The 25,314-nt window shown below is 42.3% G+C and carries 29 protein-coding genes; all 29 read right to left on the bottom strand.

Annotation, left to right across the window (positions count from 1 at the left end; translation table 11 throughout):
- Positions 1-25: 25 nt before the first annotated feature.
- The 29 genes from P22_RS00645 to spoVE all read right to left on the bottom strand — a co-directional run bounded on the left by P22_RS00645 (position 26) and on the right by spoVE (position 25,307).
- Positions 26-1,534 carry a spore germination protein gene (locus P22_RS00645; protein WP_054258274.1) on the bottom strand — a complete coding sequence of 503 codons (1,509 nt, stop codon included), beginning with the start codon at positions 1,532-1,534 and terminating at the stop codon, positions 26-28.
- A complete protein-coding gene (locus P22_RS00640) occupies positions 1,521-2,111 on the bottom strand; it encodes a stage V sporulation protein SpoVABEA (protein ID WP_054258273.1) in 591 nt (196 codons plus the stop codon). The genes P22_RS00645 and P22_RS00640 overlap by 14 nt, the downstream gene beginning before the upstream one ends.
- A gap of 9 nt (positions 2,112-2,120) precedes the next feature.
- Entirely contained in the window at positions 2,121-2,750 is a 630-nt protein-coding gene (locus P22_RS00635; RefSeq protein WP_054258272.1) for a hypothetical protein, read from the bottom strand.
- Positions 2,751-2,765: 15 nt separating this feature from the next.
- The gene (locus P22_RS00630) at positions 2,766-3,155 is read right to left on the bottom strand and encodes a hypothetical protein (RefSeq protein ID WP_054258271.1); all 390 of its coding nucleotides are present in this window, start codon (positions 3,153-3,155) and stop codon (positions 2,766-2,768) included.
- 4 nt (positions 3,156-3,159) lie between these two features.
- Positions 3,160-3,513 (bottom strand): stage V sporulation protein AE, encoded by a 354-nt coding sequence (spoVAE, locus tag P22_RS00625; RefSeq protein WP_072169764.1) that lies wholly within the window; start codon positions 3,511-3,513, stop codon positions 3,160-3,162.
- 14 nt (positions 3,514-3,527) lie between these two features.
- On the bottom strand, positions 3,528-4,532 hold the full coding sequence (spoVAD, locus tag P22_RS00620; RefSeq protein ID WP_054258270.1) for a stage V sporulation protein AD: 1,005 nt from the start codon (positions 4,530-4,532) through the stop codon (positions 3,528-3,530).
- The gene (spoVAC, locus tag P22_RS00615) at positions 4,529-4,996 is read right to left on the bottom strand and encodes a stage V sporulation protein AC (protein WP_054258492.1); all 468 of its coding nucleotides are present in this window, start codon (positions 4,994-4,996) and stop codon (positions 4,529-4,531) included. Before spoVAC ends, spoVAD begins: the two co-directional genes overlap by 4 nt.
- An 87-nt stretch (positions 4,997-5,083) precedes the next feature.
- Entirely contained in the window at positions 5,084-5,281 is a 198-nt protein-coding gene (locus P22_RS00610; protein WP_054258269.1) for a dodecin family protein, read from the bottom strand.
- A gap of 31 nt (positions 5,282-5,312) precedes the next feature.
- The gene (locus P22_RS00605; protein WP_054258268.1) at positions 5,313-5,513 is read right to left on the bottom strand and encodes a hypothetical protein; all 201 of its coding nucleotides are present in this window, start codon (positions 5,511-5,513) and stop codon (positions 5,313-5,315) included.
- Between the two features lie 67 nt (positions 5,514-5,580).
- Positions 5,581-6,312, bottom strand: coding sequence for a SigF/SigG family RNA polymerase sporulation sigma factor (locus tag P22_RS00600; RefSeq protein WP_054258267.1), 732 nt, complete (start codon positions 6,310-6,312; stop codon positions 5,581-5,583).
- 11 nt (positions 6,313-6,323) lie between these two features.
- Positions 6,324-6,761 carry an anti-sigma F factor gene (gene spoIIAB / locus P22_RS00595; RefSeq protein WP_054258266.1) on the bottom strand — a complete coding sequence of 146 codons (438 nt, stop codon included), beginning with the start codon at positions 6,759-6,761 and terminating at the stop codon, positions 6,324-6,326.
- 12 nt (positions 6,762-6,773) lie between these two features.
- Positions 6,774-7,109 (bottom strand): anti-sigma F factor antagonist, encoded by a 336-nt coding sequence (gene spoIIAA, locus P22_RS00590; protein ID WP_054258265.1) that lies wholly within the window; start codon positions 7,107-7,109, stop codon positions 6,774-6,776.
- 107 nt (positions 7,110-7,216) lie between these two features.
- On the bottom strand, positions 7,217-8,389 hold the full coding sequence (locus P22_RS00585; protein WP_054258264.1) for a D-alanyl-D-alanine carboxypeptidase family protein: 1,173 nt from the start codon (positions 8,387-8,389) through the stop codon (positions 7,217-7,219).
- Between the two features lie 91 nt (positions 8,390-8,480).
- A complete protein-coding gene (locus P22_RS00580) occupies positions 8,481-9,806 on the bottom strand; it encodes a pyrimidine-nucleoside phosphorylase (protein WP_054258263.1) in 1,326 nt (441 codons plus the stop codon).
- Positions 9,807-9,818: 12 nt separating this feature from the next.
- Positions 9,819-10,997: a phosphopentomutase gene (locus P22_RS00575; RefSeq protein WP_054258262.1), complete on the bottom strand. Its 1,179-nt coding sequence runs from the start codon at positions 10,995-10,997 to the stop codon at positions 9,819-9,821.
- A gap of 67 nt (positions 10,998-11,064) precedes the next feature.
- Positions 11,065-11,952: a site-specific tyrosine recombinase XerD gene (xerD, locus tag P22_RS00570; RefSeq protein ID WP_054258491.1), complete on the bottom strand. Its 888-nt coding sequence runs from the start codon at positions 11,950-11,952 to the stop codon at positions 11,065-11,067.
- 440 nt (positions 11,953-12,392) lie between these two features.
- Positions 12,393-13,031: a stage II sporulation protein M gene (gene spoIIM, locus P22_RS00560; RefSeq protein ID WP_054258260.1), complete on the bottom strand. Its 639-nt coding sequence runs from the start codon at positions 13,029-13,031 to the stop codon at positions 12,393-12,395.
- Between the two features lie 476 nt (positions 13,032-13,507).
- Positions 13,508-14,035, bottom strand: a complete 528-nt coding sequence (locus P22_RS00550) for an NUDIX domain-containing protein (protein WP_054258258.1) — start codon at positions 14,033-14,035, stop codon at positions 13,508-13,510.
- A 101-nt stretch (positions 14,036-14,136) separates the two neighbouring features.
- Entirely contained in the window at positions 14,137-14,874 is a 738-nt protein-coding gene (gene sigE / locus P22_RS00545) for an RNA polymerase sporulation sigma factor SigE (RefSeq protein WP_054258257.1), read from the bottom strand.
- Complete coding sequence (locus tag P22_RS00540; protein WP_054258256.1) at positions 14,865-15,800, bottom strand: sigma-E processing peptidase SpoIIGA; 936 nt, start codon at positions 15,798-15,800, stop codon at positions 14,865-14,867. Before P22_RS00540 ends, sigE begins: the two co-directional genes overlap by 10 nt.
- Before the next feature lie 186 nt (positions 15,801-15,986).
- Entirely contained in the window at positions 15,987-17,033 is a 1,047-nt protein-coding gene (gene ftsZ / locus P22_RS00535) for a cell division protein FtsZ (RefSeq protein ID WP_054258255.1), read from the bottom strand.
- A gap of 223 nt (positions 17,034-17,256) precedes the next feature.
- Positions 17,257-17,586 (bottom strand): small basic family protein, encoded by a 330-nt coding sequence (locus P22_RS00530; RefSeq protein WP_054258254.1) that lies wholly within the window; start codon positions 17,584-17,586, stop codon positions 17,257-17,259.
- A complete protein-coding gene (locus P22_RS00525) occupies positions 17,586-18,218 on the bottom strand; it encodes a DUF881 domain-containing protein (protein ID WP_373432663.1) in 633 nt (210 codons plus the stop codon). Before P22_RS00525 ends, P22_RS00530 begins: the two co-directional genes overlap by 1 nt.
- A gap of 96 nt (positions 18,219-18,314) precedes the next feature.
- Positions 18,315-19,064, bottom strand: coding sequence for a cell division protein FtsQ/DivIB (locus P22_RS00520; protein ID WP_054258252.1), 750 nt, complete (start codon positions 19,062-19,064; stop codon positions 18,315-18,317).
- 187 nt (positions 19,065-19,251) lie between these two features.
- A complete protein-coding gene (locus P22_RS00515; protein WP_054258251.1) occupies positions 19,252-20,178 on the bottom strand; it encodes a D-alanine--D-alanine ligase family protein in 927 nt (308 codons plus the stop codon).
- 23 nt (positions 20,179-20,201) lie between these two features.
- The gene (murA, locus tag P22_RS00510) at positions 20,202-21,452 is read right to left on the bottom strand and encodes a UDP-N-acetylglucosamine 1-carboxyvinyltransferase (protein ID WP_054258250.1); all 1,251 of its coding nucleotides are present in this window, start codon (positions 21,450-21,452) and stop codon (positions 20,202-20,204) included.
- Between the two features lie 56 nt (positions 21,453-21,508).
- A complete protein-coding gene (gene murC / locus P22_RS00505; protein WP_054258249.1) occupies positions 21,509-22,888 on the bottom strand; it encodes a UDP-N-acetylmuramate--L-alanine ligase in 1,380 nt (459 codons plus the stop codon).
- 171 nt (positions 22,889-23,059) lie between these two features.
- Complete coding sequence (gene murG, locus P22_RS00500) at positions 23,060-24,178, bottom strand: undecaprenyldiphospho-muramoylpentapeptide beta-N-acetylglucosaminyltransferase (RefSeq protein WP_054258248.1); 1,119 nt, start codon at positions 24,176-24,178, stop codon at positions 23,060-23,062.
- A 28-nt stretch (positions 24,179-24,206) separates the two neighbouring features.
- Complete coding sequence (gene spoVE / locus P22_RS00495) at positions 24,207-25,307, bottom strand: stage V sporulation protein E (protein WP_054258247.1); 1,101 nt, start codon at positions 25,305-25,307, stop codon at positions 24,207-24,209.
- Positions 25,308-25,314 lie beyond the last annotated feature (7 nt).

Here is a 25,314-nt window from a genome sequence, read left to right as displayed (position 1 = left end):
TTCTTGAAGCTCTGTGTTAAATCCTTTATTCTTCCTTTTTATTATTCTCGCTGTCACCTTCCTCCTGATAACGTATGCTTTCCTGAGGCTTTAAAACCTTAGGGCGCAGAATTTTGCTGGGAATGGGCAATCGAATCAATACTCCCTTCAGCGCAGCAATATCTAAAGGAATGGCCGGCCAAAAATATGGGACACCAAATGATTTCGTAGTAATTAGTAAAATCAAAAGTCCTAAAAATCCCACCAAAAACCCGGGTAATTTGAAAAAAATAACTAATGCAAGCAGCAGCACTCTAAAAAGTCGCATGGCCATGGCAAACTCGACACTAGGTGTTGCAAACGCCCCAACTGCCGCAATGGCTGTGTAAAGTATGGTTTCATTGCCAAATAACCCTACTTTAGTAGCATATTCTCCCAACATAAAAGCACCAATAAACCCCAAAGCTGTCGATTGAGCTGCCGGAACATGAACAGTTGCCATCCGTACCAGCTCTACGCCCAGTTCAGCAATGATGAACTGTATGCCAAGCGGCACAATACCCGGATCACGTGGCCCTAAAAAAGCCAGTGATGCCGGTAATAAATGTCTTTGTAAAACAAGAGCTAACCATAAAGGCGGCAATAGTAGCGATAAAGCGATTCCTCCCAGGCGGACCATTCTTAAATAAGACCCGATAATTACATGTTGATGATACTCTTCAACATGCTGAACATGATGCCAAAATGTGGTTGGCAATATCATAATATTAGGAGAAGTATCCACAATTAAGCAGATATGACCTTCCAACAAATGTACTGCAGCAACATCAGGTCTTTCCGTATAGCGAACCAAAGGCAGGGGATTCCAACGTTTACCCCCGACAATAAATTCTTCTATCGCCTTTTCAGCCATCGGAATTCCATCAATATTAACCTTATTGAGTCTTTCTTTAACTTTATCGACTAATACCGGATTGGTAATATCCTTAATATAGCAAACGGCAATATCGCTTTGTGAACGCATACCTACCTTTACAATTTCAAAACGAAGGTTAGGATCACGCAGCCGCCGGCGGATTAAAGCAGAGTTAAAAGGTATGGTCTCTACAAAAGAATCCCGCGAACCCCGCGTTACTTTTTCAATGTTTGATTCGGACGGTGCCCGGGTCGGATAAGCCCGGGCATCGAAAACAATAACTTGGGTTTCTCCATCAACAAAAAATAACAGTTCTCCCGATAACAAACTGGTAATCGCCTGGTCCATATTATCCACCAATTTAACCTGCGAATGAGTAGCTCGGGAATAGAACAGCTTCTGCAGAGTATTGATCGTAAGATCTTCCTGCTGAAACGTCATCATATCCTGAAAAACATTGGTGAGCAAAACATCGTTAGTCATCCCGTTGATTGAAAATGAAGCAGCACGCTTACGCCCGATCCGGTATTCCCTGAATATTACGTCAAAGCTTTCGCCAACCCCTAGCAAGTCTTTTAAATAGTTAATATTTCGGTCAATGTCTTTATTGATCTTACGTTCTTCCTTAGTTTTTGCCATATGAAATGCCACTCCGTTTCAATATCTCTTCAATCGCTTTTCTGGTAATCGGCGCTCCGTGGCTGATATCATCAGCCTTGTCCATTTTTCCGATATCACCGATTCCTACAATCACCGGAACCTCTATATTATTGAGTACATCCACCGTATCCCCCGTAATAAGAGTATTATGCTGCGTACGGCTTTGTTTAACATCTCCATATTTGTTTACAGAATGATCGACTAACTGTCCATTGCCATCAATACAAACATCCGCTTGGACACCGGCAATTCCAGTAGTATTCGACGCTACGGCCACAACCCCTAAAACTTCAACATCCGGATGAGCTGCAACATACTCCATTGCCCGTTCGCCTTTTCCCTTATCCCGTCTGCCTTTATCATCAAACATAATCAAAACCGGATCGTATTTTACCGTTTTTAGTAATTGAACTATTTTTTCTCCGCCGATCGGCGTGGGATTGCCTCCGGATGCCGATATGCAACGCAGTCCCATAGATACCGCCAGGTCCTCCACTACATGTTGTGCTACTTTATCTCCGTCGGTAATAAAAATAACCCTGATTTTATCCGGCATAGTTTCACCTCAAGACTGCGTGTTTTTTTCTCCTAATAAACTACTGACTTTAGAAACCACTTGCTCACTTTCGCGAATGACTTGTTTTAGCTTTGTTAAGCTGGCTTCCAGTTCATTTGACAGTTCAAATTGAGCTTTTGCCAATAATTCTTGGGCGGTTTTAGCCGTACTCCCTCCGGATGAGTTTTTCGGCGCAGACTTACTTACTGTTCCTTCACTTGAATACCCGGTGCCATCACTGCCACCCGCTTGCCGGGCAGAGTTCCTCAGAAGTTGCTCAAGCATTTGCAAAACCTCTCCCAAATTCTCCTTTTCCGGTTGTTGCGGTTGTGTATCTGATTGTGATGAATTCTCCTTGTTCGCAATTACCTTTTGAATATTTTCCATCTGTTTGTTTAATTTTTCCAGCAATGCTATCATCTCTTGATTATTGTTGCATCCAGAATCAGGTTTGGCTTTGTCTTGCAATTGTATAAAACTTTTTGCGATATCCGCAATAACATGATCAGAATTTTGCGAATCTCCTGACTGGCCACTGCCTGCTGTTTGACAGTCATACCGTTTATTCATTACCTGCTGTTGTCCCCTATCCTTATCATTATGATTTCTTAACAGCCTCCTCGACGGCCGGTTTGGCATAATACCACCCCCTGCTTATATGAACTGAATAAGACTTAAGAAAAAAGAAATAACAGCCAGTCTTAGATTGATCACGCTTACCGGACATTTTAACCGTGCGGCCGGATTAAGCAAATTTGTCGTTTTTTCGTATTCTATACCGCCTGCTACTACGCTGATTATATAGTTTGCCAGCGGCCCTCCCAGCGCAATGCAAGCCATTACCACACTACCCGCAGTCTCACCGACAACCGTTTTGCCAAAAGCGCCTGCCGCCACGACTAAATCAATTTTTTGATGTAAAAAAACAGCCATCAGAATTCTCCCTGTTTCATGTATAAACATTGCAACCAATGCATAATGCGGATAACGCAGTCCCACTAAACAAAGTGTAAACACTAAGCCAATAAAATCAACGACTATCATGGCCTTAACCCTTAGGATTGAATAGCAATGCCGCCAAAAAGCCAAAAGTTACTGCTGCCATTACACCGGCCGCACTAGCTTTCAACGCCCCGCTAAAAACACCCATCAGACCGATTTTATCGATATCCTCCATCGTTCCCGCTACTAAAGCATGTCCAAATCCCGTTAACGGTATGGTAGCACCAGCCCCTGCAAATTCAACCAAAGGCTGATAGACACCAAGGCCACTTAAAATACCGCCTAATACCACAAACAATACCAATATGTGCGCAGGAGTTAAAGAAGTTAAATCCATTAATAACTGCCCCCCCACACAAATAAGTCCTCCAACAACAAAAACAAGTATATATTCTTGCACATCAACTCCTCCTTTTATAATTCCAGTGCTACGGCATGCGCAATACAGGGTATTGATTCTTTTTGCTGATAGGAAGTCGTACTATGCAGACTTCCGGTGCCGATCAATAACACTTTTTTCAACTTTTTCTGGAGCATTTGCTGATAAATATAACCACAAAATACGATTGCCGAACTGGCACAACCACTTGCTCCGGCATGAGTATCCTGTGTCTCTTTGTAGATCATACATCCACAATCTTCATAATTCGTGCTAATATCAAGTCCTTTGTCCTTGAATAAATCCAGGACAAGCTCCTTGCCAACACTCCCCAGATCCCCGGTATAAATCATATCGTAATATGCCGGCTGACGTTTCGTATCCTGTATATGCTGCCACAAAGTATCTACAGCCGCAGGTGCCATCGCCGGTCCCATGGCATTAGGATCTTTAATTCCTAAATCGTTTACCTTACCCACAGTGGCAGCCGTAATTTTCGGACCATTGCCGGCCGAAGAAATAACGGCCGATCCTGCACCGGTTACTGTCCACTGCGCAATAAGCGGCCTTTGGACCCCAAGTTCGGTGGGAAAACGATATTGACGCTCCGCAGCATCATGGTGACTGGAAACCGCAATGGCAACCTTACTACCAAATTCTCCATCCAGCAAAACTCCTCCTAACAGCAGACTTTCAGCTAAGGTCGAGCAGGCTCCGTATAAACCCAAAAAAGGACGATTAAGTTCGCGGGCCGCAAAATGCGTACTCATCAACTGATTCAACAGGTCACCTGCTAGAATATAATCAATATCCTCCATTGTACTGCCTTCTTTGCTTACTGCCGTTTTAACAGCCCACTCCAGCATCGAAGATTCTGCTTTTTCCCAGGTCTCTTGACCGTATAATGTATCTTGCATAATATGATCAAAATAGCTTGCTAACACGCCCTTTCCTTCCATCGGCCCCACTATGCAGGCAGTACTTGTAACTACCGGCTGGTGAACAAAGGCGATACTTTGTTGGCCTAATTTTTTCTTCACTGATACAGCCCTCCCTGCCTAAACCAATATATCAGACCTATGGCAAACGCAGTTACCAACCCATATACAATAACCGGGCCGGCAATCACAAACATCTTTGCACCAATGCCATAGATAAAGCCTTCACGCTTAAATTCCATTGCCGGAGACACCACCGAATTAGCAAATCCCGTAATCGGTACAATGGAACCGGCACCAGCATATTTCCCCAGGTCATCATATACTCCCAGGCCGGTAAAAAAAGCTCCCAGAAACACCATGACTACCGAAGTGGCTGCTGCTGCCTCTTTTTTTCCCAGTCCCTGATGGATAAAATAATCCCCTATAAACTGACCAAGAGTACAAATAAGCCCCCCGACAATAAACGCCCAAATCAAATTTTTAAAAACTGGTTGACTGGGTTTTACCCTGTTAAATTTTTCTTGAAACTGCTGCTCTCTGTCCTCCTTGGAGTTTTGATTCATTTTTTTATCACCCCTGATATATTTTGACCGGAGCACGGCAAAATAATGCACAAACTAAAGGAGCGCCAGAAGCGCTCCCCTGATTCACTAATGCACATGAAAAGCAATCTTTACGTCCGCTTTATATTCTGCAATATGTCCATCATCAATATTTGCTGTAAAATTTGTTACTTCTACTCCTAAAATATCATCAAGAGTTTTAGACGCTTCTGCAACCGCATTATCAACAGCGTCAGTCCAATTGTGGCGGGAAGTTCCTACCAGTTCTATGACCTTTACAACCATAATCCCAATCCTCCTTATTTATATCTGTATCCTATGCAATCATAGTGTATACTCCAAGACCAATGTTATACTTGCCAAAATACGCCAGATCACTTTCAGTTGTAAGAAGCACCTGCATCGAACGCACCGGTATCTTCTCCGGCAGTTCATTCCATAAAAGCCATGCAGCTACACCACTAACAGCCAATACAATTGTGATAGCCAAAACTAAATACATATTTTTACCGAACATAGCTACTCACCTCTGTTAGCAGTATTACCATAATCAGAAAGATTATAAAAAAAACAGACCTCTAACATTAAGAAGTCTGCAAAAAAAATCGAATTAATTTAAGTGCATTTTTTTCTATTCTGGATATCTGTACCTGCGATAAGCCAATTAATGCCGCAATCTCGGACTGTGTACGATCTTCAAAAAACCTCATATGAATCACTTTTCGTTCTTTCTCCGGTAGCCGCGACAATACTTCCTTCAAAACTAATTTATCAAAAAAAGCCCCCTCCTGCCCTTCACAGGATGTAATCTGATCTAAAAGTAATACATTATCACCATCATCATGGAACGCAGGTTCGTATAAAGAAGCCGGAGGCTGTAAGGCTTCCAGGGCTGCAACAATTTCCTGCGGGGCAGTTTCTAAATCTTCCGCAACCTCATTAATGGTCGGTTCACGTCCCATGATGCCCTGTAATTTTTCCTGACTCTTATGAACACGATAAGCTAATTCTTTCAACGGGCGGCTTACTTTAACCGGGTTGTCATCGCGAATAAAGCGTCGTATCTCCCCAATAATCATCGGAACCGCATACGTAGAAAATTTAACATTATATTGAACGTCAAAACGTTCAATCGCTTTCACTAAACCAATACACCCAATTTGGAACAAATCATCCCATTCGTAGCCCCTGTTCAAAAAACGATATACTATGCTGCGCACAAGGTTGAGGTTATTTTCTAAAATAGACTCTTTGGCACCGAAATCGCCCTTTTGAGCTCTTTTAATTAAATTGAGTAACTCTTCATTTGCAAGCATAAACACCCCACCTAATGCGTTTTGGGGCTATGTATTCGTTTATACATTCTTACCGTTGTTCCGTGGCCGGTTTTCGATTCTACTTCCAGTTCATCCATAAAAGACTCCATAAAAACAAATCCCAGCCCCATCCGTTCCGGATCAGTTGAATACGATGCCTGACGCGCTAAAGAAACATCTTCTATCCCTTTACCAAAATCGGTAATAATAAATTCCAGTCTATCATCACGTAGCAACATCTCAAACTCTATCCTGCCGTCGGGACAGTTACTTCCGTAACCGTGTATAACCGCATTCGATACAGCTTCCGATACGGCAACCTTGATTTCATCAATCACACTGATGGGTAAATCTGCCTGCGCAGCAAATGCTGCTGCAGCAATACGGGCAATTCCCACATTTTCACCTAGGCTGTATAATTGCATTTTAATATAATTAATTGTGTTCATGACATCTTCTCCCTACACCTGTGCCAGGGCTTCGGCCTGAGTTTCGTAAAGTCCCACAATTTTCAACATACCCGATAGAGCCAGAATGTTTGCCACTTGTGGCTGTACATGGACTGCGACAATTTTCCCATTTGACGCACTTAGTCTTTTATAACGTCCAAGTATAACCCCCAGTCCGGAACTGTCAATAAAAGACACTTGTTTTAGATCCAAAAGAAGGTTGTTTGCCCCGCTTTCATCAAGAGCACTGTCAACAACTCTTTTAAACTGATCCGCCGAATGCATGTCCAATTCTCCTTCAATTTTAACTATCAAAATTCCCTGTTTGAGCGAAGTAGTAATTTTCAAATCATTCCCTCCTTTATAAAGCATATTCGTTAAAAGGAAATTTTTTCCTTCTAAACTAAGATAAAAAAATTAGGCTGCACTTGCGGCAGCCCTAATTTATTTGCTATTCAACTTGTTATCGTAAATAGATTAACAATCATTCCCTGCAGAATTCTCATGAAACTGGCTTTATCTATCGTTTTTTCCGCCACTAAATCTACTCTCCCCAACTCATTGCCATCCTGCGTGACAATCAATTCACCGTATTTTTGGCCCGCTATAACCGGTGCATTCACAGTCGGATCAAGGTTAACTTTCTTTTGAATATTTCCTCGTTTCCCCTTAGCGGTTAATAGGGTTAAATCCTGGGCGGCTACTAACTGTACTTCCTGTTCCACACCTTTGTTAACCTTAAGCCGGTCGACAACAACACCCTGTTCCACGACCGGTAAAGCCGAATAATTGGCAAAACCCCAGTCCATTAATTTCATGCTTTCCCGCAAATGCGAGCGGGGTTCCGGCGTAGCAAATACAACAGCAATAAGACGCAGTCCATCTCGTTCGGCGGTTCCGGCAAAACAATATTTTGCCTCTTCCGTCCAGCCTGTTTTCAAACCATCCGCACCCTTATACCACCACAATAATTTATTGGTATTAACAAGCCAGTTCTTTCCGCCTCTCAACCAATATTCCTTAATGCCGCAAAATTCCATATACAGCGGATGCCGTAACGCTTCTTTAGCAATGAGTGCCGTATCATACACACTCATATAATGTTCAGGTGTCGGCAGACCATTTACACTATTAAAATGAGTATCAACAAGCCCCAGTTCTTCCGCCCGCTTATTCATCGCCTGCACACCGGCTTCTGCCGAGCCATAAATATGTTCCATAGTGGCCATAGCTGCATCGTTGGCACTCACTACTGCAATAGCAATCATCAATTCCTTTAGACTCATTGATTCTCCAGGTTCCAGCCAGATTTGCGATCCTCCCTGCCGCCATGCAGTCTCACTAATACGAACTTCATCCGTTAGGCTGACTTTCCCTTGTTCTACAGCTTCTACTGCTAGCAACAAGGTCATTATTTTGGTAACACTAGCCGGTGGAAGACGTTTGTGCGCATCTTTTTCGTATAGTATAGTACCATTGGCATCCATTAGTATAGCAGATTCCGCACTGGTCGTAACCGAAGATGTTTCCAGCTTGCCACCAGCTGCCAATAAAGGAGAACAAAGTCCCATCCATAATAATAAAGTTATCAAAATACTGGAAATAAGAATCCGCCACAACCGCTGCATATCATTCACTCCTTCCTGCTTTTTTTTAGGTTATCCATTATCATTGTCCTTACTCTGGAAAATACAACAAAAAAAGACCGGATATTCCGGCCTATATCGGTTTATAGCCATTTTTATCAACAAAACCTAAAAGAAGCGGCAAGGTATTCACCGGGCTGGCAGTGACAAAAATTGCTTTTTCTATTATCGCCCCTGCCAATGACAATTTTTGTGAATGGCTGGCATAGACAGTCGCAATTACCTGGTCTTTCTCGACTCGATCCCCGACCCGGCAATGAAGTAAAATTCCTGCTGCCAGATCAATTGGCTGCTCCTTAAACTCGCGACCGGCACCTAAACGCATCGCTGCATAACCAATCTGATCGGCAAGAATGGATTGTATATACCCCGTTTGACAGGCCTTAATTTGTTTTTGATACTTTGCCTGAGGTAATAAATTATAATTTTGGGCGACCGCAGCATTTCCTCCCTGGGCTTCGATAAATTCACAAAACTTAGCCAAAGCTAGTCCGTCCAGCAAGAACTTTTCTAAGATTGTGTAGGCCTGCTGTAAAGTTGCTGCTTGATTAGCCAAAACCATCATATGTGCCCCAAGAATTAAACATAGCTCCCGTAGTGCCTGGCAACCTTTTCCTTTCAAGATTTCCAATGCTTCCCATACCTCCAGGCTATTGCCGACCGCCTGTCCCAGCGGTTCTTCCATATTGGTCAAAACCGCTACCGTTTGGCGCCCGACCGTCTCACCGATAGTAACCATGGTTTGAGCCAGTTCAACAGCCTTATCTATTGATTTCATAAAAGCACCACGACCAACTTTTACATCCAGCAAAATCTTATCCGCTCCGGCCGCTATTTTCTTACTCATGATGGAGGATGCAATCAGCGGAATGCTTTCCACGGTTGCCGTAACATCACGCAGAGCATAGATCCTGCCGTCAGCAGGAGCGATGTTGGGCGTCTGTCCGGTGACAGCCAGGCCGTGAACATTCAGATTAGCAATAAATTCTTCTTCGGTCAGCATAGTCCGAAACCCCGGGATGGATTCCAGTTTATCAATTGTCCCGCCGGTAAAGCCCAGTCCCCGTCCGGACATCTTCGAAACCGGAACACCGGCTGCCGCCACTAAAGGAGCTACTACCAGTGTTGTTGTATCAGCCACGCCTCCGGTGCTATGCTTGTCAACTTTTATTCCACTGACAGCATCCAAATTCATTACCTTACCCGATTGAGCCATTGCCCTGGTCATGGCAGAAGTCTCCTCCGCCGACATCCCGTTTAGATATACCGCCATTAACCATGCTGCCATTTGATAATCCGGTATATCGCCTCTAGTATAGGCCGTAATCAGCTCTTTTATTTCGTCGCTGCTATGTTCTTCGCCATTACGTTTCTTCGCAATGCAGTCAACCATATGCATAGGGCACTCACCTCACAAGTCGTGTAAAAAACTTTTGCCATATTGTAATGGAGACAACGAAAAATTATCTGCTACGGTGGCGGCAATATCGGCAAATGTATGGCGGACTCCCAGATTTTTGCCGACATCAGCCGTTTTAGAATACACCAACAGCGGGACATATTCACGGGTATGATCGGTACCGTCATCGGTTGGATCACAGCCATGATCGGCTGTAATGATCAAAAGATCGTCCTCTTGCAATTGGGAAAGGAGTATGGCTAACTGGCCGTCAAAACGTTCAAGTGCCTTTGCATAACCGCGCACATCGTTTCGATGCCCATACACACTATCAAAATCAACCAGATTAGCAAAAATGAGCCCGGCCTGTCCTTTTTGACTAACCAGATTAATAACTGTTTTCATCCCATCATCATTTGACTTACTGGGTAATGATATTGTCAGCCCTTTCTGGGCAAAAATATCACCGATTTTGCCAATGCCGGTTACCTCATACCCAGCCTGCTGCAAGCTGTCCAAAATAGTTGGGCAAACGGGCTCTAAACTAAAATCATGCCGATTGGCGGTTCTCTTAAAAGAACCCGGTTTTCCAATAAAAGGACGGGCAATAATCCGGCCAACAGCATGTTGATGAATACACACGCTATCACGAGCAATTTGACAAAATTGATATAGCCTCTCCAATGGTACAATTTCTTCATGGGCAGCAATTTGAAAGACGCTGTCGGCAGACGTATAAACAATCGGCTTGCCTGTTTCCATATGCAACCCGCCCAGTTCTTCAATAATCGCCGTTCCCGATGCCGGCTTGTTTCCCAGTACGCCGCCGCAACCGGTATAATTTATAAAACGTTCAATGACGTCTTCCGGAAAACCATGCGGATATACCGGAAAAGGGGAAAAAACCGGACAGCCGGCAATCTCCCAATGCCCGCTGGTGGTGTCTTTGGCTTTTGATAATTCCGCCATCTTACCAAAACTAGCCCGTGGTTTTACCACACGATTTACCCCCTGGATAGGCTCAATGGCGCCAAGGCCTAGACTTTCCATAACCGGTAAAAAAAGCCCACTCTGTGAGCGAGCAATGTTAACCAGCGTATTCACATTTGTTGAATCCCCATAATCCCCAGCATCCGGCAAAGCTCCAATACCTACACTGTCCAAAACGACAACAACAATGCGATTAAACATGATCATTCCCCTTTACATCTCAATCTACATCTAGAATACACTGCTTAATCAAGGTATATTCCCGGCTTTATGCACGGGGATGCGTTTTATCATAAACCTCTTTAAGACGATTTTTAGTTACATGGGTATATATCTGTGTGGTAGAAATGTCCGCATGTCCCAGCATTTCCTGCACCGAGCGCAAATCAGCACCATTCTCCAGTAAATGCGTAGCAAATGAATGTCGTAATGTATGCGGTGTAATTTGCTTGGTAATATTTGCCTCCTGAGCATATTTTTTTATTATTTTCCAAAATCCCTGCCGTGTCAGCCGATTCCCATGATGATTGACAAACAACGATGGTTCATCATAAGTTCTTACCAGTTTTGAACGGCCTTTTGAAATATATTCCTGAACACATTTCGAAGCGATCGATCCTAAAGGTACGATTCTTTCTTTAGAGCCCTTACCATAACATTTAATATACCCCATATCCAGATTTACATCGGAAATATTTAGCGAAATCAGTTCCGAAACCCGAATCCCGGTAGCATATAACAATTCTAACATGGCCTTGTCTCTAAGTCCCGTGGGCAAGAAATTACTAGGCTGCTTTAGAAGTTCCTCCACTTCGCCAACGGTAAGAATTTTAGGCAACTTTTTTTCTAACTTAGGTGATTCCAAATGAGCAGCTGGATCCTTATCTAAATAGTGTTCTCTTACCAGATATTGATAAAATGACTTTATAGCTGCAAGATTGCGTGAAATAGTAGAGACGGCCCGGCCTTTTGACTGGAGATTTGTTAAATACGCGAGAATAGTATTACGGTTTGAATCCTTTATAAACTCCATTTCACTACTTTCAAGGTATTCCTGAAACTGGCGCAAATCACGTCCATAGGATTCCAGCGTATTTTGTGCCAATCCCCTTTCCACTGCCAAATAGTTAATAAACTCATTCACAAACCCTTCCATATTTACCACCCTTTTTCCCGGCCTTCCGGTCATAAAGTCATCTTTATCTAGAATACAGAACAGCATTTTTTATTATGTTTATTCAACATAATATTGTTTTTTCCTTTGTTTTCCTGCAAAAATAATGCACAAATATGATATTTTTGCAAGTATTTGTCAATTAACTGGTATTGACTATATTTTCAAAAACCCGTAACGGTCTTTCCATTAAATGGTCTAAATTATGTTCATTATCAGTTACTGCCCAAAAGAAATTGACTAACTTAATCAATAGATAGAAAAGAACAACTAATAACATCAGCCCTATTAGAACCCTTTTACCCTTATGAATTATCCCTGCTTTGGATATAATAAACGTCATTTCGTCCTCCTGCAAGATTAACTTAATATTATAATTATTCAAAGGAAATAAAGTTTATTCTCAAGAAATAGTCTTTTATTTACTGGTCCTTTAAAAACATGGAAACCATTAGTTTCATAAAAACAGGAGAAATATATATTTCAATTAAACCAGCTACCAGCATAACCAATAACAAGACGAAAGAAAGGCAGGAGTAACCCAGGGCATCATATAACAAATTATTCTTATTATAGCTTTTACGGCGCAATAACATTAAAGAAAAATTAATGGCGGCAACACTGGCAATGAATACGGCCGGAATGGCAAAAAAATTATGCGGCAACACAGCTACTAGGGCAAATAGTAACCCTCGGGCAATATATTCATTAACCAGAAAACCGACAGTAAAACCAATGATGAATCCTCGGGTAAACAATAAAAATAAGACAAATGGAACACCCACAATGGTAAAACCGAGCAACCATATCAAAATAATAACTTTGGCATTACTATACATAACCGGAGCAAATATACTCGAAATATCCCCTGTTCCCGTATGCAAGCCATTGAAAAACATGGTCAAATAATTCACTAATTCTGTTTTTTGTTCCTCCGGTAATATTTTAACCGATAACGCTCCCATGACAATACCAATAAGAAAGATCAGTACAATAAAAAAATAGGCAACAATATTGGCTCTTAAGTGATTAATAAACTGCTGCCGTAAATATCCCCACATATGGTTTCCTCCCTGTCCATACCTGCTAAAATGTATGCAATGTAAACAGGGTTTATACCTACTTTGTCCAGGATTTATGATTTCTTGGAATTGCCGTTATAAACCGCCTCCTCCTGCAGCAATTCTCGCCATACTTTACAAGCGTTATTAGCTTGGCCGACCGGTGGATAAACGACGGCTTCAGTACCCTCTCTTCCACCGCCGTTTGTGAACCGATATTCATTCCCCAAAATACAAAGCTTATTTAATGTATTGTCTATTCCCTGTTCCCGGAATAAACTCAAAATTGACAAAAGTAAGGAGTCCGTCTAGCTTCAAAATAGTCCGCAATTTCACAATCCGTTCAACCACCTTGTGCTCTTCTTACAGCCGGACCCTTGATAAACCGGATTTTACCTGATAGAATTCCACAAAAGTGAACTCTGCACCGGATCCATTTCAAACACTGTGAATATGTAAAATACGGTTCATAAGATTTAGAAATCTGCCAGGGATAAGCCTACAATTGTTTTTGCATCTGTGATTAATCCTCTGCTGATCATATCCCTCAATTCTTCTTTAGTGTATATTTCCACGTTGATAAACTCATCTTCATCGGTATGTTGCCGGGTCATTTCTAAATTTTCCGCCAGATAAATATGTATCAGTTCATCACTAAACCCCGGAGCAGTATGTATGGCAGTTAATTTCCGGGTTATTCCGGCAATATAGCCTGTCTCTTCCGATAATTCCCGTAAAACACAATGATCCGGCGACTCGCCCGGATCAAGTTTTCCCGCCGGGATTTCTAATAATGTTCCATCCACCGGATAACGATATTGCCTGACCATAACAATACGTCCATCCCCCAGGACCGGCACTACCGCAACAGCTCCCGGATGTCTGACAACTTCCCTGCGGGCTTTCTTTCCATTGGGTAGCACGACCGTATCGGCATATACTTTTAACAGGCATCCGTCGTATACAAAAGCAGATTTTACAAATTTTTCATCTAATTTTTCCATGCTAACAACTCCTTCTTCTTAATACTTTTTTCAGTTGATTATTCCTTGTATACAAAAAAAGTCCTGCAAAAAATGAAAACTTGGCTTTCGCCAAGTACAACCTACTCCATACGGATAATTTCTTTACGCAATCGCTTTATGATTCTCTTTTCCAGGCGGGAAATATAGGACTGGGAAATGCCTAGCATATCGGCAACCTCTTTTTGCGTTCTTTCAACCCCGTCATGATTAAGGCCAAAGCGGAGCTCCATGATTTTTCTTTCACGACCTGACAGGGCGTTCATGGCATTATACAGTAAATTTTTATCCACTTCTTCTTCAATTGATTTGTAAATAATATCATTTTCCGTTCCCAGAACATCGGATAACAGCAGTTCATTACCATCCCAGTCAATATTAAGCGGCTCGTCAAAAGACACTTCTGTCCGTGTTTTGCTATTACGACGCAGATACATTAGAATTTCATTTTCGATACACCGCGAAGCGTAAGTGGCCAATTTAATCCGCTTTACTGGATCGAATGTATTCACTGCCTTGATCAAGCCAATCGTGCCAATGCTAACTAAATCTTCAATCCCCACTCCGGTATTTTCAAATTTTCTTGCAATATAAACAACAAGGCGTAAATTTCGTTCAATAAAAATGCTTTTTACAGCTTTATCACCTTTTTGCAGCCGGGATAAGAGAAATACTTCCTCATCGTTGCTAAGTGGCGGAGGCAGTACTTCTGTGCTTCCCACATAAAACACTTCATCTGGCTTAACTATATGCAAATACTGCAGTAAAACAATGATTTTTAATTTGAGCAATAATTTAAACTTGATCCAGATTAAGCGCATATACCTGCCTCCTTGTTTTTGTAGCTGATATTATTTTTTAAGAACATTTCCGTATGTAACAGACCATCAAAAGAATGATCCGCCGATAAAGCCTCACTATATATCCCTATGTACACATTCTTATTCTCAACCTCGCCGTCTTCCATATAGATTCTTATGCTATCGGGGCGGAAACCTACCAACAACCGGTTACCACCAACGGATCGACAAGAAATAATCTGAGTTCTCTGCAGCCATTCCTGATGGTCACAGTTAGTTAATTCGCTGACCCAAAATTCAGACGGAGTCTCCTGAAAAAATTTCTGTACCATTGGATCCAGAATAACCTCCAGGGCTTTATAACTTACCAACATAACCGGTTTACGGTCCAACATCGTACATAAACGATTGCCAGTATCTAAAATGGCCGATATTTTTACCGATTGTCCTGCATAAGTAATAGTCACCTTGTATATATGTTTATTCAGCGACAGGTTTTCCAATATGCGGCGGATAACAAAAAAAATTAAAACCATACCCATAACCAAACCGCCTGCCACTTGCCGCCAGGTAACATCTTGTATAACAACAGCATAGTTTTTTATCCAGCCGCTGGTTTGCATAAAAAAGATCCAGCCCAGAACGGCACCGCCGAAAAAAAAGGAAACCGCATAAAACACGGCCAACACCAATAGGAATTTCCTTACAGGTTGGCTACCAAAACATACATACACAAAAAAAATGGAAAACATAATTTTAACAGGAAGTGCATAGAAAAAATCAAATGGTATGATTACTTCGCCCAATGAATATATACTACCGAGAATGGCCGACAAAACAAGCCGCCAGCCTCTGTAAGCCGTCTTACTTCCCCAAGCCGTAAACAACAAAAGCATACTGTTTATACTTATATTCAATAATAATACGATATCTGCATAAATGCGCACATGATCACCTTAACCTCTACCCGCAATCACACTTAAAAAATATATGCTTCGTGCTGTTTGTTTATCACCATCATACCAGGTAATTTTTTAAAATTTTGTAATTTCATGGATTTGTTTTTGTAAAATATAGGTTGAAAATTAGCAAAAAAAATCAGTCTCGAAAGACTGATTACTGATGCTTAGATTTTACCGTCGCATCCAAGTCGGTATATCTAAATTATGTGCTTTAAACGGCTCTATTGTTGTGGTTTCAATCTTGCCGGGATTAATTTTTGCCGGCTTTGGATCAAAACCGGTAGCAATAACGGTAACCCTTACTTCATCCTGAAAACTTTCGTCAATTACAGCCCCAAAAATAATATTTGCTTCCGGGTCGGCTGCACTGGCAATAATTTCAGCAGCACCATTCACTTCATGTAAACCGAGATTAGTCCCTCCTGTAATATTGAGCAAAACTCCTCTGGCTCCTTCAATGGACGTTTCCAGCAATGGACTCTTGATAGCAGCTTCCGCTGCCACCACAGCACGATTATCACCAGAACTGATTCCAATACCCATCAATGCTGATCCGGTTTCTGTCATTATCGTTTTTACGTCCGCAAAATCCAAATTAATAAGTCCCGGCACGGCAATTAAATCCGATATACCCTGTACACCCTGCCTTAATACATCATCCGCAATACGAAATGCTTCCATAATGGGTGTACGCTTATCTACCACCTGCATTAATCGGTCATTAGGAATGGTGATGAGCGTGTCTACCTTTTCTTTAAGTTTTGCAATTCCGCGCTCAGCTTGGCTTTGCCGACGGCGTCCCTCAAATGAAAAAGGGCGGGTAACTACACCTACCGTCAGGGCCCCCACTTCTTTTGCACATTCTGCTACCACTGGAGCGGCTCCCGTTCCTGTTCCACCACCCATACCGGCGGTAACAAAAACCATATCCGCTCCTTTTAACGCTTTGATAATATCTTCGCGGCTTTCCTGAGCAGCCTTTTCGCCGACTTCAGGGTTTGCACCTGCTCCCAGCCCCTTGGTCAGTTTTTCACCAATCTGAATACGATAAGGAGCCTGAGCGTGCAGCAACGCTTGCGCATCTGTATTTACCGAAACAAATTCAACTCCTTGCAAGCCGGACATAATCATGCGATTTACTGCGTTATTTCCGCCTCCGCCAACGCCAATAACCTTAATGGCTGCAAAGCGCTCCAAATCCATATCAAATTCAAGCATTAAAGTTTCCTCCCTTATTACCCACACTGATGTTGCTTATTCAAAATGGTAGCCGCCAAAATATACCGTCTAAACGTATCAAAACAGCAAAGAGTTTAGTTTACGTTTCCCTTCCTTATGTTTCAACAAAAGTAGCATTTTCCCTTTTAATTTATAAAATAAATCTTAATATATTTATAAATTATGACTAACCGGCTGATGCTAGAGAAAAAACTGTTGTTCGTTATTTTTTCAAAAAATAACGTCGTATAATAGCCAAATTCTGAAAAATACGCAAACCAAAAGCCAGCATGGCAACATAATACAAATCAATACCCAGTCGTTCACCCACATAGACAAGCCCGGCGGCCATTAACGCGTTAGTAAAAAAGCCCGTGATGAAAACAGTATTATCAAACTTTTCCTCCGCACCAGCCCGCAGTCCCCCAAAAACCGAATCAAGGGAAGCTAGAAGCGCGACAGACATAAACTTGGCATATTCAACTGGAATGCTAATAGGAGAAAAAACACCTATCGCAATGCCGGCAGCCAGACCAACCAAAGGAAGTAGCATTATTTCTCACTCTCCTTTACCGGCTTAGCCAATTCATAATGAAAAGTTCCCTTATATGCAGGAATGGTCACTTTTTCTTCCTGTTTTAATGTAATCTGAATTCCCCAAAACTGCAGGGTTTCTACAACACCACCACGCATCTTTAGAGCATTTTCCAGTGTTTTCGGATCGCCTATAGCCCGGATGTCATAAGGCGGTGAATAGCGTGTGTTATTTACGGATAGTGTAGGTCCGGCACAACGGATTTCCGAACTGGCGATTAGCCGCTGTTCGTTAATTGATATTGCTTCCGCCCCCGCAGCCCAAAGTTCATTAATCACTTTAAGGATATCATCATCATGAATCAGATATAAATTGGGGTTTTCCCCTGGTTTGGATACTCGTTTACTATCATCTATTGTTACAATAATTCCAGGTCCTTCTACTCCTAAAACACCCGCACTCATCTTAATTAATTCCGCTTCACGCGAGGTTCCGCCTAAACCGGAGCCTTGACGCAGATCATGTACCTCTTGCAGCAGTCCGTCACGCTCTTTTTCCATTTGCGCAAGCCTTTGCGATAAATCTTCCACCCTTTGATAGGGAATACTGGAACGAATGTCTTGCGTTGTACGAAACTGAACTGCAAGCATAATTCCTAAAACCACACATACCAATGCAATAGCCACTTGGCCTTGTTTTAATAATGGCAAGACTGTCACTCCCTTCATAAATAAAAAAATAATAACTTATGGACGAAAGCGGATAAAGGGGGAAGCGTAAGTAAGATCAATATAATCTATCGCTTTTATATCGTGCACCTCATTTAAAATCCGATTGGTTAATTTTGCCTTCTCTTCTAAACGTTCATGATTTCCCAGCCGTATATGGACGGAATTTACCGTATACGCAACCATTTGTTCCGGTGATTGAATATTTACTTCGGATAGCTGATTTAAAGTTTCCTCATCCAAAAAGGTTAAATAGGTTAGTACCTGCAAAATAGCAGTATCATTAACCTTATCACCGATATAACCGCTATCCTTTTTTACTCCGGTAATCAGCGGCACATTGACTTTTTTTAAATTTTTGTAAACAGCTATAATAATGCCCTGCTTGTCCAGCTCAAAAAAACCATAACCTCCGGTAATATAGGCCACCGGTTGACGCTCTTTTATACTGATAGTAATTGTACTCGGGTAATGCCGTGTTACTTCTACTTCGGATATGCGCAAGTCCTGTTTAAGCCGATTCTCAATCTCCATCGTATCCAGCCGGAAAATATTCAACCGTTCAGGAATATTGGCAACCCTGTACACATCTTCAACAGACATATATTTATTGCCTTCTACAGTTACCGAACCAATAGAAAATAAAGAGGAATGAATAAGCAAAAAAGTAATAAGCATAAAAATAAACAAGAGCAATAATCCGAAAAACAAATTGGGAGGCAACCGTTGTTCAGGACGAGTACGCTCCGGCAAATTCGACTTAAACATAGAATCTTCCCCCTGCTAACTTGATACCTGTACAAGTCCGTCTCGCGTAAGAATTTCTCACGAAATCTCAACAGTAATTATACAACAAACCAGCATTAAGAATAAATATAATAAGAAAGACTTGACTTTTGTTAATTATTGGAAAACAAAAGCCTTAAGCCTCCTTGAAAAGAACACCAGACTCAGCTTATTTATAACGGACCATCAATAATATCCGTTCACAAAGTTCCGGAAAAGCTATACCGGCGGCGGCAGCGGCTTTAGGGACCAAGCTGGTGGCAGTCATCCCCGGAATCGTATTCATTTCCAGAACATAAGGTTTATTATTGCCATCCAGCATAATATCGGCTCTGGCAACTCCGCAGCATCCCAACACGGAAAATGCTCCGACTGCGGCATGCATGACCTGTTGTGTGGTACTTGCATCCAGTTGGGCCGGAACATGATATTCAGTCGCACCACTGGTATATTTTGCATGATAGTCATAACGGCCGGAATGCGGAACAATTTCAATTACCGGCAAAGCCTCGGGTTTTTCATTTCCCCACACTGCCACCGTAACTTCCCGGCCTTTTATGAATTCTTCAACAAGAATATCATCGCAATACGCAAAAGCTTTCTCGACTGCCATAGGCAATGCCCCGGCTTCTTCCACTATCGTCACGCCGATACTGGATCCCTGGGCAGCCGCTTTGACAACCACGGGGATAGCAAAACGCGCCAGAATGTCATTAATTACCGATTGTCTATCATCCTGTTTATTAAAGAAACAAGAACGAGGTGTGGGTATATTTGCAGACAAGAACAACCGTTTCGAAACGCTTTTATCCATCGCCATAGCACTGGCTAGAACACCGGAGCCGGTGTAAGGAATATGTAATAGTTCCAGTCCCCCCTGCAATACCCCATCCTCACCAAATTTTCCATGTACGGCATTAAAAACAACATCAATCTGCTCTTTCTTAATTTGAGTGACAAAGGTTTCTGGAACCAGTTCCAAACCAACTGCATGATATCCTTTCTCCCGGAGCGCATCTAAAATAGCCCCGCCCGTTCTCAACGAAACTTCACGCTCCGCAGACGGACCTCCCATCACCACTGCAACTTTCTTCATTTTTACTACCTAACACCTTCTACTTAAGAGTTTAGTCTAATGATATGCGCACCTAAGCTTTGTAAATGTTCTTCAAAGTTTTCATAGCCCCGGTCAATATGGTAAATCTGTTCAATTTCCGTAGTGCCCTCTGCGGCAAGTGCAGCCAAAACTAAGGCCCCCCCTGCCCTTAGATCAGGAGCCGTTACTTTTGTACCCGTTAGTTTCGGTACCCCGCGAATAATGGCGGTGCGGCCCTCCACCTTAATTTGTGCTCCCATCCGCATTAACTCATCTACATGCTTAAACCGATTTTCAAAAATAGTCTCTGTTATAATACTGGTTCCCTTTGCCATAGTAAGCAAGGATAAAATCGGGGCCTGAAGATCGGTAGGAAAGCCCGGATGAGGCAACGTCTTAATATCAACGCCCCGGAGTTCTTTACTTCTGACTCGTATGAAGTTTTCACCCACTTGAATGACCGAACCAATTCCTTCCAATTTATCAATAACCGAAACTAGATATTCCGGAACTATGTTTTCAACAACAACATCTCCTCTGGTAATAGCGCCGGCGATAAGATAAGTCCCGGCCTGAATACGATCACAGATAATAGTATGCTCAACTGCAACCAGTCTTTCAACGCCTTCAATTCTAATCGTATCGGAGCCTGCCCCGGTAATTTTTGCTCCCATTTTATTAAGAAAAGTCTGCAAGTCGAATATTTCCGGTTCTCTGGCAGCATTGCAAATAATAGTGACGCCTTTAGCCAGCACCGCTGCCATGATAGCATTTTCCGTGGCACCAACGCTTGGAAAATCAAGGTAAATCTCGCTACCGATTAAACTGTCTGCCTCAGCATCAATAAACCCAAACTTTTCTTTAATTCTGGCACCTATCTTCTCCAGAGCTTTAAGATGTAAATCAATGGGACGATGTCCAATAGCACAACCTCCAGGATAGGAAAGGCGGACTTTATGAAAACGCCCAAGTAACGGACCCATTAAAAAAACAGAAGCCCTCATTTCACGCATGAGTTGTTCCGGTACTTCCACTCTGTGCACATTCGAGGAATCAATAATCAAGGTACGCCCTTCTCTTTTTATCTCAGCTCCAAGAAGAGTCATAATACCCTGCATGGCCTTTATATCGCTCAAATACGGAACATCATGTATAACACTGACTCCAGAACAAAGCAAGGTTGCCGCCATAATCGGCAAAGCGGCATTTTTTGCACCGCCAACTCTAATCTTTCCACAAAGCTGTACTTCTCCCGTGACGACAAACTTCTCCATCGTCTTCCCTCCCAGAAAAGTACAATCACCCTTTATTTTATACACTATATATAAATCTACTGCTTTTGAACAAGTTTTTCTACCAATTCTTCACCCGTAAGATAAATATTTCCTGCCCCCATAGTCATCACTAAGTCTCCGGCTTCAACGATCTCATTAAGATAACGTGCAATTTGACTCCGATCCGCAATATAAATAACCTTTTTCCCCGTTTGAGACTCTACTTCCTCTTTTATGGTTTCACCGCTTATACCGGGGATAGGCTGCTCCCCTGCGGCATATACATCGGTCAGAATTAACAAATCCGCTGCGGTAAACGCCCGGCCAAATTCTTTGCATAAAAATTTCGTCCTAGAATAACGATGCGGTTGAAAAGCACAAATTAATCTTTTCGGTTCTGTTTGCCGAGCAGCTGCCAAAGTCGTACTGATTTCAGTTGGATGATGAGCATAGTCGTCAACAATCCATACACCATTGATCCGGGCTTTGGTCTGAAAACGTCTTTTCGCTCCCCGAAAAAAAGAAAGCCCCTCTGCAACTTGTTCAAAGGATAGACCGGTAATAATGCCTACCACGACTGCGGCCAAGGAATTCGATACATTATGTAGCCCAGGTACCTGAAGCATGATCGTCCCGATTTCTTTATCGTGATGAAACACTTCATAATAAGTAACTGCACCCTGCACACGAATATTGCGTGCCGTATATTCTGCCGGCTGGTTCACTGCATAAGAGATATATCTGCGTTTAATATTGGGTACAATCTCGCGAATATACGCATTATCAAAACACAGAACTCCTATCCCCTCCTGCTCCGGCAATTTATGCAAAAAACGCGTAAAGGTTTGCAGAATGTTATCCATCGTTTTATAGTAGTCCATATGGTCATTTTCGATATTAGTGACAACAGCAATTACCGGAGAAAATTTCAGGAAAGATCCATCACTTTCGTCAGCTTCGGCAACAAGGTATTTTCCATTTCCCTGTTTGGAATTACCACCAATGTACTCAAGCTCTCCGCCAATAACAATGGTCGGATCGGTTTGAGCACGTTCCAGCATAACTGCAATCATTGATGTTGTTGTCGTTTTGCCATGTGCACCAGCAACTGCAATTCCCTGCTTTTCCTCCATTAATGCCGCTAAGACATCAGAACGATGAAAAATCGGCAAACCAATCTCTTTCGCTTTAAGAACTTCCGGGTTATTGGTTGCTATGGCGCTGGATACCACAAGAGCCTCCGCATCCTGGATGTTAGTTTCTTCATGCCCGCAAAAAATTTTTGCACCGGCGCTTTCCAGTTTCTGAGTCACTTCGGAATGCTTTAAATCCGATCCGGAAATAAAGTACCCTCTGTCCAGCAGTATTTTAGCGAGGGCACTCATTCCGGCACCGCCGATACCAACAAAGTGAAATTTTGTAATCGTATGTAACAAAAAGCTCTCTCCTTTCTTGTGTTCCCCCGCCCCTTGATCACTCACTTTCCTCAATACTATAGACCTAATCACACCATTGGTCTTTGATAACATCATCATGACGAATTGATTTACGGAAATTGCATATCTTATTTTATGCTTTTTTTGATCAAAAGGTTCTCTTGAGGGCGATCATTTTCCGACAAGTTTAGCAGCTTCCCGTGCGATAAGATTAGCGGCATCGGGCTTTCCTAAATTTCGGCTCGCTTCTGCCATGGTTTGTAAGATGTCGGGATTGCGGATAATTTTTTCCACTATTCCAGCCAGTTTGTCCCCACATAATTCATGATCATCCACTACCACAGCAGCACCGTTTTGTTCCATAACCCGGGCATTATATGCCTGGTGATTGGCGGCGGCATAGGGATAAGGAATTAAAATAGCCGGAATTCCCTTGGCTGTTAGCTCTGCAAGCCCGATAGCACCTGCTCTGAATATTGCCAAATCGGCAACGGCTAAAGCTTGTGGCATATTATACAAATACGGTTTTATGATAATATTACCCTTCAATTTTTCATCTATACCATATTGCTTTAATTTTCCAACTACGTTATTATACTCGTTTTGTCCGGTAACATGCAATAGCTGTATATCATCACAATTTTGAAAGTAACGGTGTACTTCAATCATAGCCTTATTTATGCTACGCGCGCCCCTGCTACCACCAGAGATTAATATCGTGCGTTTATCAGGATCTAAGTTTAACGAAATCATAGCATCTTCACGGGTCACAGACAGTACATCCTGACGGATAGGATTGCCGCTGAAAATAACTTTGTGCTGATTGGATGAGCCGAAATATTTAGCCGATTCCAGATAACCTACGGCAATTTTATCTACAAAACGGGCCAAAATTTTATTGGTGACGCCGGGGATTACATTCTGTTCCTGAATCATGCTGGGAATCCCCATAAGACTGGCCGCAAACAAAATCGGTCCACATACATAGCCGCCGGTTCCAATAACAATATCCGGCTTAAACCTTTTTAAAATTTTTCTTGAGCTCCAGACACTGCCAATTGTATTAAATAGGTTAGAAATATTGCCCCAGGAGAATTTCCGGTCAAAACCCTTGACTTGAATTGTTTCTAACTTAAACCCTTCTTTGGGAATAATATCCGCTTCCATACTATTTCTCGTCCCTACAAAAAGTATATCGCTGGAATCAAAAAGTTTCTGCATCTCTCTGGCGATTGTAACAGCGGGATAAATATGGCCACCCGTTCCCCCTCCCGATATAATAATACGCATGTGTCTTAAACCCCCTATAAAATCCATCTCACTTGAGACTCATATATCTCGATATATTTAACAAAATGCCGACTCCGGCCAGTGTGAAAATTAAAGCCGAACCGCCAAAACTCAGAAAAGGCAAAGGGATTCCCGTAACCGGCATGGATGCAGTAACCACGGCAATATTCATAAGCGCCTGGATAATTACCATTGTAGTTAAACCGGCAGCTAGCATACTGCCATAAACATCAGGAGCGGAAATTGCCACTTTGTAACCCCGCCAGGCAAAAAGGAAAAACAAAATAATAACTGTCACCGTTCCGATAAAACCAAGCTCTTCACCTAAAATGGCAAAAATAAAATCGGTATGTGGTTCAGGTAAATAAAGAAATTTCTCCCTGCTTCTTCCTAGCCCCACACCAAATAGGCCCCCTGAGCCGATAGCATATAAGGACTGAATAATATGATAACCCGTATTTAAAGGATCAGCCCATGGATCGTTAAATGCGATCAGCCGTTTCAGCCGGTAAGGTTCAACAATGATAGCCACAACAATACCAAGTACACCGGTAATCGTAAGCGATGCTAAGTGGGCAATCTTTGCACCGGCGGAAAAAAGTAAAATAAACACCGTAGCCCCAATGGCCAACGCAGTACCTAAATCGGGTTCTTTCAATATAAGACCAAAAATCACCAGTAACACTGCCAGATGGGGCAGAATTCCCTTCGTAAAGCTGGTAATTTTATCCTGATTCCGGGCCAGGCTTGTTGCACAAAACAACACCATACTTAATTTTGCTATTTCTGATGGCTGCAGGTATAACGAGCCAAATCCCAGCCACCGGCGTGCTCCGTTAACCACCTTCCCCAGACCAGGAATCAGCACCAAAATCAAAAGAAGGATAGTAACAACCAAAATGGGTTTTGTCAGTTTACGCCAAACATGGTAGTCAATATTCATAGTGAACAGCATGGCTATTACTCCCAGGATAGTCCATATAAGCTGACGCTTTAGAAAATAATAACTGTCGTCAAAGTTGACATAAGCAGAAACAGCACTGGAGCTATATACCATAATGACACCAAGTCCTAACAATGCTATAATTGCAAAAAAAATAACAAAATCAGGAAGCTTCGGTCTGTTCACCAAATAC

This window comes from Propionispora sp. 2/2-37, from assembly GCF_001298735.1.
Taxonomy (GTDB): Bacteria; Bacillota; Negativicutes; order Propionisporales; family Propionisporaceae; genus Propionispora.
This window is presented reverse-complemented; position numbering and strand designations above follow the sequence as displayed.